Annotated in this window: 10 protein-coding genes; 7 read left to right on the forward strand and 3 right to left on the reverse strand. The window is 65.2% G+C overall.

Features of this window, described 5'->3' with window-relative positions:
* Nucleotides 1-68: 68 nt before the first annotated feature.
* From ACWEO7_RS36985 to ACWEO7_RS37010, 6 genes are all read left to right on the forward strand, one after another.
* A complete protein-coding gene (locus tag ACWEO7_RS36985; RefSeq protein WP_452430215.1) occupies nucleotides 69-911 on the forward strand; it encodes a DUF3865 domain-containing protein in 843 nt (280 codons plus the stop codon).
* Between the two features lie 43 nt (nucleotides 912-954).
* Entirely contained in the window at nucleotides 955-1,110 is a 156-nt protein-coding gene (locus ACWEO7_RS36990; protein ID WP_201298219.1) for a hypothetical protein, read from the forward strand.
* 167 nt (nucleotides 1,111-1,277) lie between these two features.
* The gene (locus ACWEO7_RS36995; protein ID WP_452430217.1) at nucleotides 1,278-2,309 is read left to right on the forward strand and encodes a fatty acid desaturase family protein; all 1,032 of its coding nucleotides are present in this window, start codon (nucleotides 1,278-1,280) and stop codon (nucleotides 2,307-2,309) included.
* A gap of 56 nt (nucleotides 2,310-2,365) precedes the next feature.
* Nucleotides 2,366-3,469: an inosamine-phosphate amidinotransferase 1 gene (locus tag ACWEO7_RS37000; protein WP_452430218.1), complete on the forward strand. Its 1,104-nt coding sequence runs from the start codon at nucleotides 2,366-2,368 to the stop codon at nucleotides 3,467-3,469.
* Nucleotides 3,466-4,383 (forward strand): amino acid--tRNA ligase-related protein, encoded by a 918-nt coding sequence (locus ACWEO7_RS37005; protein ID WP_452430219.1) that lies wholly within the window; start codon nucleotides 3,466-3,468, stop codon nucleotides 4,381-4,383. Before ACWEO7_RS37000 ends, ACWEO7_RS37005 begins: the two co-directional genes overlap by 4 nt.
* A 139-nt stretch (nucleotides 4,384-4,522) precedes the next feature.
* Nucleotides 4,523-4,906 (forward strand): GFA family protein, encoded by a 384-nt coding sequence (locus ACWEO7_RS37010; RefSeq protein WP_452430221.1) that lies wholly within the window; start codon nucleotides 4,523-4,525, stop codon nucleotides 4,904-4,906.
* Between the two features lie 51 nt (nucleotides 4,907-4,957).
* Here ACWEO7_RS37010 and ACWEO7_RS37015 read toward each other — a convergent pair whose 3' ends face one another.
* Nucleotides 4,958-5,806, reverse strand: a complete 849-nt coding sequence (locus ACWEO7_RS37015; RefSeq protein WP_452430222.1) for a TauD/TfdA dioxygenase family protein — start codon at nucleotides 5,804-5,806, stop codon at nucleotides 4,958-4,960.
* Nucleotides 5,807-5,954: 148 nt separating this feature from the next.
* Between ACWEO7_RS37015 and ACWEO7_RS37020 the strand changes: the two genes are divergently transcribed.
* Nucleotides 5,955-7,097: a hypothetical protein gene (locus ACWEO7_RS37020; RefSeq protein WP_452430224.1), complete on the forward strand. Its 1,143-nt coding sequence runs from the start codon at nucleotides 5,955-5,957 to the stop codon at nucleotides 7,095-7,097.
* Here the strand turns inward: ACWEO7_RS37020 and ACWEO7_RS37025 are convergent.
* Both ACWEO7_RS37025 and ACWEO7_RS37030 read right to left on the reverse strand, forming a co-directional pair.
* Nucleotides 7,026-7,814 carry a dimethylarginine dimethylaminohydrolase family protein gene (locus ACWEO7_RS37025; RefSeq protein WP_452430226.1) on the reverse strand — a complete coding sequence of 263 codons (789 nt, stop codon included), beginning with the start codon at nucleotides 7,812-7,814 and terminating at the stop codon, nucleotides 7,026-7,028. The genes ACWEO7_RS37020 and ACWEO7_RS37025 overlap by 72 nt on opposite strands.
* Nucleotides 7,815-8,107: 293 nt before the next feature.
* Nucleotides 8,108-8,767: a hypothetical protein gene (locus tag ACWEO7_RS37030; RefSeq protein ID WP_452430227.1), complete on the reverse strand. Its 660-nt coding sequence runs from the start codon at nucleotides 8,765-8,767 to the stop codon at nucleotides 8,108-8,110.
* Nucleotides 8,768-8,976 lie beyond the last annotated feature (209 nt).

Below are 8,976 nucleotides of genomic sequence, written 5' to 3' on the forward strand. Positions count from 1 at the left end.
CCGGGGACGCCGTCTCATTTCAGTCCTCGCAGGACAAGCAACAAAAGCGTTCCCCGGAGGTCCCAGCCATGAACGAAGGTAGTGCTATCAGCACATCGAAAGTCCACAGCTACCTCGACGGGCACCCTGAGACGAAAGCCGCGATTACCAGCATTCTGCTCAACCAGCCCACGGTCAGCGGTGACGACTTGGTCGACAAACACATGGCACCGATGGTCGCCGCGCTGTTCAAGCAGATCACCGCCGAGGTGTCACCCGAGACACTGTCGAAAGCCCAAGCCGCGTTCTACATCCAGGAGCTGAGCGTGTTCGCCCGCTACAACTCCGACTTCCTGCGCCAGGCCGCCGACACCGTGCAGGGCGGATGTATGGAGCTGGCACACGAGTTCCGTCGCAACCATCTCGAGGAGGGTGGTGAGCGAGGCAAGGTGCCCGCGCACTACACCCTCTACTCCGGGGCGCTGCTGGCCGATCTCGGACTGCTGGTCAACGGGCACATCCCCGCTCCGGAGACCGCCACATTGGTGTCGCTGCACGACTGGCTGGTCATCGGGTCGTCGGTGAGCCGCATCTGCGGCGGCTACTACGCCACCGAAGGCGTCGCGATCGACGAGACCGAGCTGCTGCGCAAGATCACCGACCGCTACGCCGCTCTCACCGTCGGCGCCGAAGCGGCACTGCCGAACCTGGACTACTACTACTCGCTGCACCTGGACGAAGGCCACGAAGCCGCGGCCGTGGAAGGCCTGAGCGTGGAGGCCGCCCACATTGAAGGCATCGCGCGGTTCATCCGCGAATACCGCACCTTCGGGCTGGACCTGCCGCAGATCGTCGACGGCTGGCTCCAAATCCTCCAGGGCATGACGTTCTGGTGGTCGCAGCTGGCCACCCGCGCCGCCACCCTCCCCTGAGCACCCTGTCCCGCAGTAACCCATCAAGAAGAAGGAGATCACTATGTCGCCGATGCTCAAGAGCGGCGTCCGCCCCGACGCGCTGAAGGCCGGTGTCCGGCCGGACGCGCTCAAGTCCGGTGTGCGCCCGGACGCCGGGCTCAAGGCCGGTGTCCGGCCCGACGCCCTCAAGGCGGGTGTGCGCCCGGACGCCTCCTGAGGTCTGAACTCACACCCCAACCCCGGTGGGGGCCACGCGACGGCACATTTCGTGCTCGCCCGTGGCCCCGCCACCCCCGATTCGGCCCGATCGAGGCGTCCGCTGGCGAGCTCCGGCTCCGCCGCCGAGCCCTCGACCCTCGTCCAACCTCAGCGTGGAGAGTGAGCATGATCATCGCGGCGCGCCAGTCCACCCAACGGCGCCCCTCGGCAGGAGCGTCCGGCCCGGTCCGGCGCGCCTTCGGCCCCGACCTGATCGCGCGCATGGACGCGCTGTGCGCGCGCGGTCGCACCGAAGGCCCACTCGATCTGGCACGCGACTACTTCGCGGCCGCCGCAACCGCCACGGTAGGCATCGTCGTCGGGCACCCGATCCTCACCCTGGTGTGCGTGATCTACATCGGCATCCGCCAGCGGCACTTGTCGAATCTCACGCACGAGGCGATTCACACCAAACTCACCCGCTCACGCCGGGCGAACACCATCCTCGGGCATCTCAACTGCCTCGCGCTCGGCGAGCCATTCACCCCGTACCGGCGCAGCCACCGGATCCACCACGCCAAACTCGGCAGCCCCGAAGACCCGATGCTGCGCTCCTACATCTCCCGCCGCGCGCACGCCCCCTGGCCGGACACGCGGACCTTCATCACCCAGGTGATCCTCCGCAACGCGCTGTGGCAGCTGCCCAAATACGGATTGCTCACCCTGGCAGGCAAAGCCGGTGACGAGAGCTGGAAAGCCGCCACAACCCGGTGGGCCGTATGGACCGCCGTCGCCGCCGCGGCCACCATGATCGGGCACGGTGTCGACTTCGCGCTCTACTGGCCGCTGCCGCTGATCGTGGTCCGCCCCATCGTCACCTGGCTGACCGACCTGGGCAACCACGCCGGTCTGATCCACAACACCGACGTCATCCGGCAGACCCGCGGCTGGAACTCGCATGCGCTGACCCGGCACCTGCTCGGCGGCCACAACGACGACATGTTCCACCCGATCCACCACTGGTTCCCCAACATCGGCTGGCGTGAACTCCCCGAAGCCGCCGCGATCCTGCGCGAGAACTATCCCCGCTGGCATGACGTGCCCTGGTGCAGCGGGTTCTTCTTCCGCCGACGCGCCACCCCGCACATCCCCTCGGTGCTCGACGACATCGTGACCCGACTGCACCACCAGCTCGCCGAACATCAGCCCAACACCTGACCCCAGGCCACATCGCCCGCGCCGACAGCTCTACACCTGAACAGGAACCGATCCGAATGTCCCTGCCCGTCAACAGCTTCGATGAATGGACGCCCCTGCGCGAAGTCATCGTCGGCGAGCCGCACAGCTACACCTCCCACGACATCGACGCCAGCTTCCGGCTGTTCTACCTCGACAACGTCACCCCCACCGCCGCCGAAGGCAGTCGGGAACTGGCGATCCCGCCCGCGCTGGTCGACGAACTCGAAGAAGACGTCGAAGGGCTCTGTGCAGCCCTCACCGAAGCCGGAGTGCGAGTTCTGCGTCCCGCACCAGTTACCGAGCGAGCCATGATCGGCTCGCCCTGGTGGTCGGCGCGGGAAACGCCGCCGCTGAACGTGCGCGATCAAACGATCATTCTCGGGGGCACCATCCTCGAGACCGCGCCCCACATCCGCGGTCGCGTATTCGAAAACGACTACCTCAAACCACACTTCTACCGATACCTGCAGGCCGGATCCGGATGGATGTCGATGCCCCGGCCCGCGCTGGCGCGCCGGTCACTGGATCCGAGCTTCTTCCACGGCCAGCCCTTCGACCTGTCGGCAGTCACCGGCGACACCGACACCCGCGAACTGCCGGGTTTGGGACACGAGCTGATCTTCGACGGCGCCCAATGCATGCGCCTCGGTCGCGACATCCTCGTCAACGTCGCCAACGCCAACCACGAGCTGGGCTTCACCTGGCTGCGACGCACCTTCCCCGAGCTGCGGTTCCACCGGCTCGACGCCATCGCCGACAGCCACATCGACAGCATCGTGGTGCCCCTGCGGCCCGGCCTGCTGATGCTGCGCTCGATGCACTACCTCGAGGCGCTACCCGAACCGCTGCACAGCTGGGACATCATCATCCCGCCCGAACAGGACGAAGACGCCTTCCCCGACTACAGCAGCTTCGGCTTCAATCTGGCCAGCCGCTACATCGACATCAACGTCCTCTCGGTCGACGAGGACACCGTCGTGGTCAACAGCCTGTGCCCGGACCTGATGCGCACCCTGGAGAAGAAGGGCCTCACCGTCATCCCGGTCCAGCACCGCCACCGCCGCCTGTTCGGCGGAGGGTTCCACTGCTTCACCCTCGACACCGTGCGCGATGGCTCCTGCGAGGACTACCTCGCATGAGTGCCGCCACGACCGCACATCCGGCATTGAGCGCGCGCGAGGCCATCGAGGTCAAATCCGACCTTCTCTTCGACATCCGAACCCTGCTGCGCAGCCGAGGCTTCGCCGAGACCGTCACACCGACGTTCCGGCAGGCCGACGACCTCACCGGCAAACGCGCCACCGCCGCCGTCGGCGGCCGCGACGGATGGCTGCGCAGCATGATCGGCCCGGCCCTGCGCCACCAACTCGCACACACACCGAAGGTGTTCGAGATCGGCGCCTGCTTCCGCAACGACCCTGCCGACGCCACCCACATTCCCGAGTTCACGATGCTGGATCTCTACGCCGCCGAGTCCAGCTACGACTACCTGCTCGAACTCGCTGAGCACCTGGTGCGACTCGCCCACTCCGGCACCCCGCGGCGGATCTCGGTCGCCGAGCATCTGGGCGCCACACTCGGCGCGGACCTGACCCGCGAAACCCTCGACCCGTACATCGCCGCGCTGGCCCGCCACCTCGATCAACCGGCCGACACACCGCTGCACGACCTGCTCGACACCTACATCGCCACTGAGCTCGAGCCGACCAGCGCCGGAGCAGCGGTGTTCCTGGTCGATATGCCGCTGGGCGGCAACGAGCCGTGCGCCAAGCTGCGCGACGGCACCGCCGCAGTCCTCAACCGGTTCGAGGTGTTCATCGACGGTGTCGAGGTCGTGCACGGCTACGAGGACGAAACCGACGCCGAAGCATTCATCGCCCGCGCCAGCGCGATCGGCCTCTACAACCGCGAGCAGTCATTGGTGCAGAAGGCGATCAACGACGGTGTCGTGCCTGCCCGCAGTGTCGGCCTCGGCATCGGCATCGAACGCCTCTGCATGGCCGCCACCAGGGCCCGCGACATCAGACTGTTTCAGCAGTCCGCGGTGTTCTGACCCGCGCACCACGGCACACCCCGCACGTCCCGGCTCGGCCAGTCGCGTTGCACTACGCTGACCGGGACGGTGCCAGGATGTCGCACCGCGCATGAATTTTGCTCTGTCACAATAAATTTCGATCGAAAGGGGAAAGCCGATGTATGAAGGTGGCTGTCTGTGCGGGCAAATCCGCTTCCGCGCCGATGGTGAGGCCATCTGGCCGCATCTGTGCTCGTGTCCGCACTGCCAGAAACTCGGCGGAGCCCCGGTCGTGGCCTGGGTCGATTTCCCCCTCGACACGTTCGCGTGGACCGGCGCCGGCGGGGAGCCGACGTGGTTCAACACCTGGCCCACCACCAAGCGCGGGTTCTGTCCCACCTGTGGCTCGCTCGTCGCCGCGTTCGACGATGGTGGCACCGCGATGGGCATCACGATGATGGCCCTCGACGACCACAGCGCGCTGACCCCGGTGCACCAGGGCAGCAAAGACAACGCCGTGCCGTGGTTGCCGGTGATCGAAACGACGGACGCCGGCGTCTGACCTACCCCCTGATCGCCGCGCCGAGCACCCGCCCGGCGCGGCGATTCCGAATCACATGACTGTGGTGCGGTAGAGCAGGCGCTGGTGACGAGTGTGATCGCACGGTGAGGCGGTGTGCATCGTAGCCCGGTTGTCCCAGATGACCAGATCACCCACCGCCCAGCGGTGCGAGTAGACATACCGGTCGGCGGTGGCGTGGGCGTGCAGCTGATCCAGCAGTTGCTGCGAGCGGGTTTCATCGACGCCGAGGACGCCGCGGATGATCATGTCGCCCAGTAGCAGCGACCGACGACCGGTCAGCGGATGCAGCCGCACCAGCGGATGCACCACATCCGGCACCTGCGCACGCTGATCGTCGGTCAGCGGCACCTTCGCCGGGTTGTCGGCGGCCTGCCGCTCGAACAAGTGCACCATCGAATGCACCGCCTCGAGCCCGTCGACCAGGGCGCGCAGCTCGTCCGGTAGATCGTCGTAGGCGGCGGTCGTGTCGGCGAACCGGGTTTCACCACCCACCTCAGGTGCGATCACCGAGTACAGCAGCGACACCGCGCTCATCTGCGGCTTCCACGACAGATCGGTATGCCACTCCACTTCGTTGTCACCGTCGTACAGCCCGATCGGCACCCCATCGCGATGAATATTGCTGATCGTCACAATCTGCGGGAAACCGGCGACCGTGTACTGATCCTGCACATGGATTTCGGGTTCACCGAACAACCGACTCACACGGACATGATCATCGTGAGACAGGTCCTGGCCCCGGACGACGAGGACCCGGAACGTCATCAAATCCTCGACAAGCCGGGTGGCCTCGGATGCCTTCAGCGGTTGGGAAAGGTCGATGCCGGAAACATGCGCTGCAAAGGAGCTTTCCAGCGGGTCGATTTTATAGCAGCTCACCGTCAGATTTTAGCCCCACCGGGACGAGCACTTGGCATAATTCGCATGTGTTAATCGGGCAGATATGGAGTGCCACAACCGGCTTCGCTGTGGCGCTGCCCGAGTGAACTAGCACCTGTCCATCCAGTGCGTGAGCTATCATTCCGGCATGAGCCAGGGGATTCCGCTGAAAGAATCTGCCATGAACCGATCACGCGTCGAATCATTGGCCGCCGATCTGTCCCGCGTCGAACCGAGCTTCGACACCGGAAGGTTCGTCGCAGACGTCATGGCGCAACTGCCGCACCTGGAGCTGAAGGCCCGAATCGCCTGTGTAGCGGACGTATTGGCCTCCCACCTGCCCGCCGACATCGGTGCCGCTACCGCGATCATCCTCGCTGCCCTGCCCCCGCACGACGATGCCACCTTTACCGGCAGCGACTTCGGCCTCTACACCTACGCTCCATACTCAGATTTCATCGCCCGCTACGGCTGCACACGCCGCAACCTTGAATCATCACTGAATGCCCTGAAAGAACTGACAAAGCACTTCACCGCCGAAGACGCGCTGCGTTATTTCATCAACGCATTCCCTGACGAAACGATGAACACTGTCAGGATATGGAGCCATGACCCCGATTACCACGTACGGAGGCTGGCCAGCGAAGGAACACGCCCGGTCTTGCCCTGGTCACCTCGCATCAACTTGCCCATCGACACAGCGATCCCAGTCCTGGACAACCTCTATAGCGACACCTCGCGATTCGTCACACAATCGGTGGCCAACCACGTCAACGACATCACCCGCACCGATCCCGACCTCGCGCTGTCCATATTGAACCAGTGGCGGACGTCGAACAATCAGCGCCTAGCCGAGATGACATTCATCATCAACCAATCACTGCGAACACTGGTGAAAAAGGGCCACCCCGGCGCGTTCGAATTCCTCGGCGTATCCACCACACCCATGGTCAAGGTCACCGGCCTGAAAGTGGACGCCTCCACCGTAACGATCGGCGACACCCTGGGCTTCAACCTCACCCTCCAGTCGACCGGCGCCGGCACCGAACGCGTCATCATCGACTACGTCCTGCAGTACCCGCGCGCCCGCACCGGGCACGGCGAAGCCGTGTTCAAATGGACCACCATCGAGCTGCCGCCCGGCGAAACCCGCCACATGACCCGGTCGCAGTCACTGCGCTCAACGGCCAACCGCAAACTCGCGCCCGGCACCAGCCGGTTACACATCCAGATCAACGGAACCCGCGTGGCCGAGACCGCCTTCGAACTGCTCCCTGCGGCCCACTCCTGACCGCGCCGTGCTCGATCGGACGAGCGGCAAGGTAGAGCAGCGGAAAGACCCCGGTATCTTCGTCACCTCGGAGTAGTCGATGGGAATCACCTCGATCCCGCGCACCCGAAGCTCGGCCGCGATTCGCTCGCTACGCTCAGCGACGACCACCACCCCCGGCGCAAGCGCAAGGACGTTCACCTCTACCCCCAGGGCTTCCTCGTCGGTGACGGAAATCAGGTCGAAGTGCTCACCGAACCAGCGCATCTGCACATCGTCGAATACCGATCGATGAACCAGCGCTAGTTCCGGCGCGACGATATTGAAGTGGTCGTCCAAGTGCACGATCCCGTCGCAGACGAACTCGATCGGTGTCACCAGCCGCTCAACGCCGAGCTGGTCCAGCCGGTGCCGCAGTGCTTCCACCCCGGCCGGTGAGGTCTCCTCGCTCAGGCCGACGAGAACGTGCCCGTCGTGGAGCATCACGTCGCCGCCCTCAATTGTCCCGGCATCGAGATAGGTGACCCGATCGATGTGCTCACAAAGCCGCCGTAACCCCGCGAACTCTCCGTGCCGCCGCGGTGAGTTCAATCGGGACACCACGAACACGTCATCGACAACAAATCCCAGGTCACGGGTGTAGTGCTGGGCATAGCACCCTGGCACCTGATCAGCGAGCACCACCTCCACACCCCGGCCACGCATTAGGTCGATGAAACGGCATTGCTGTGCGCGCACTCGCTCGACCGAGTACGTCGCCCACCGGCTGGTCGCGAGCTGCCGTGTGAGCACCGGATCCAGCGAGCCGGACAGGTCTGGCACTGCGGGTCCAGCGTGGCGCATCAGCACCGATCGCAACTGTCCGTACTCGCTGGCCACCCCAACTGGTCTCACTAAGCACTCCTGCACTGAATACCGTTGCTGGCCGTGCCGACGCTACCGCGCACGCCCGTCGCATGGGATGCCCGAGATCAGTTCTGGGGCGAAAGCGATACGCCTGACCCCGCGCTCGGATAGTGCCTCGGCTGTCGCTACCACTGGCGCAGTCCCATCTTGTAGCCGTCGAAAGTCAGTGACTGGCGAGCGCCGCTGACACGCAGCAGGCAGTTGGCCACCACGACGAGGGAGATCAGACGCGGCGCGCCGGGCCGACCGCGAGGCCATTCGTACCACCAGTGCAGATCGTCAGGTTGCTGGCTGGGCAGTGCCAACCGCTCTCCGTGACGCAGCACGTCGACGTCACATCGGGCCAGTGCGCTGCGAACGTCGTCGGGCAGGTCTTGGTGCGGGATCAGGACCGCCCAGCGCTGGCTTGGCACATACGGCGCGAAGGCGGCGAGGGTAGGCATGCAGCCGCCCACAGCGTCGTATGCAGCCGCGGCGAGGCCAGCGGGTGCCAGCACAACGGTCACGGCATCGTCAGCCACCAGGTCCACGCCGCGCCCGTCGCTGCCTGCTGCGACAGGTATGCCGCGGTTCTCATACGCGGCGACCCACGCGGTGACCGTGTGCAGATCGGCCACTTCGCTCCACGGGAGGCCTAGCTCACCGTCTAGTACGGCTCTTGCTGCGCTGGCGAGTCGGCACGGCCTGAGATGCCAGCTGTGCTCGCGCCAGTACTCGCGAGCTTCCTTCGGCGACATCCGCATCGGCGGCATATCGCAGGTGAACTCTTCGTCCTCCATGCCCATGGGCTCTCCATTCCAGAGTGTTGTCGGTCGGTCGCGGTGTTGCTACGGCGTGATGCGATGCGGTCGGTCCCGAGATGCGTGGGTAGGTACAAGGCATGTGGCTCAACGCCTCTTAGTGAGCGTCCGGGAACTTCCTGTGCTGGACTGTTGCCGCTGAAGCGGGGTGCCTTGAGGGCCTGGTATGAAGGGGAGTTGTGGTAACAGAGCTG

This window comes from Nocardia sp. NPDC004260, from assembly GCF_053603155.1.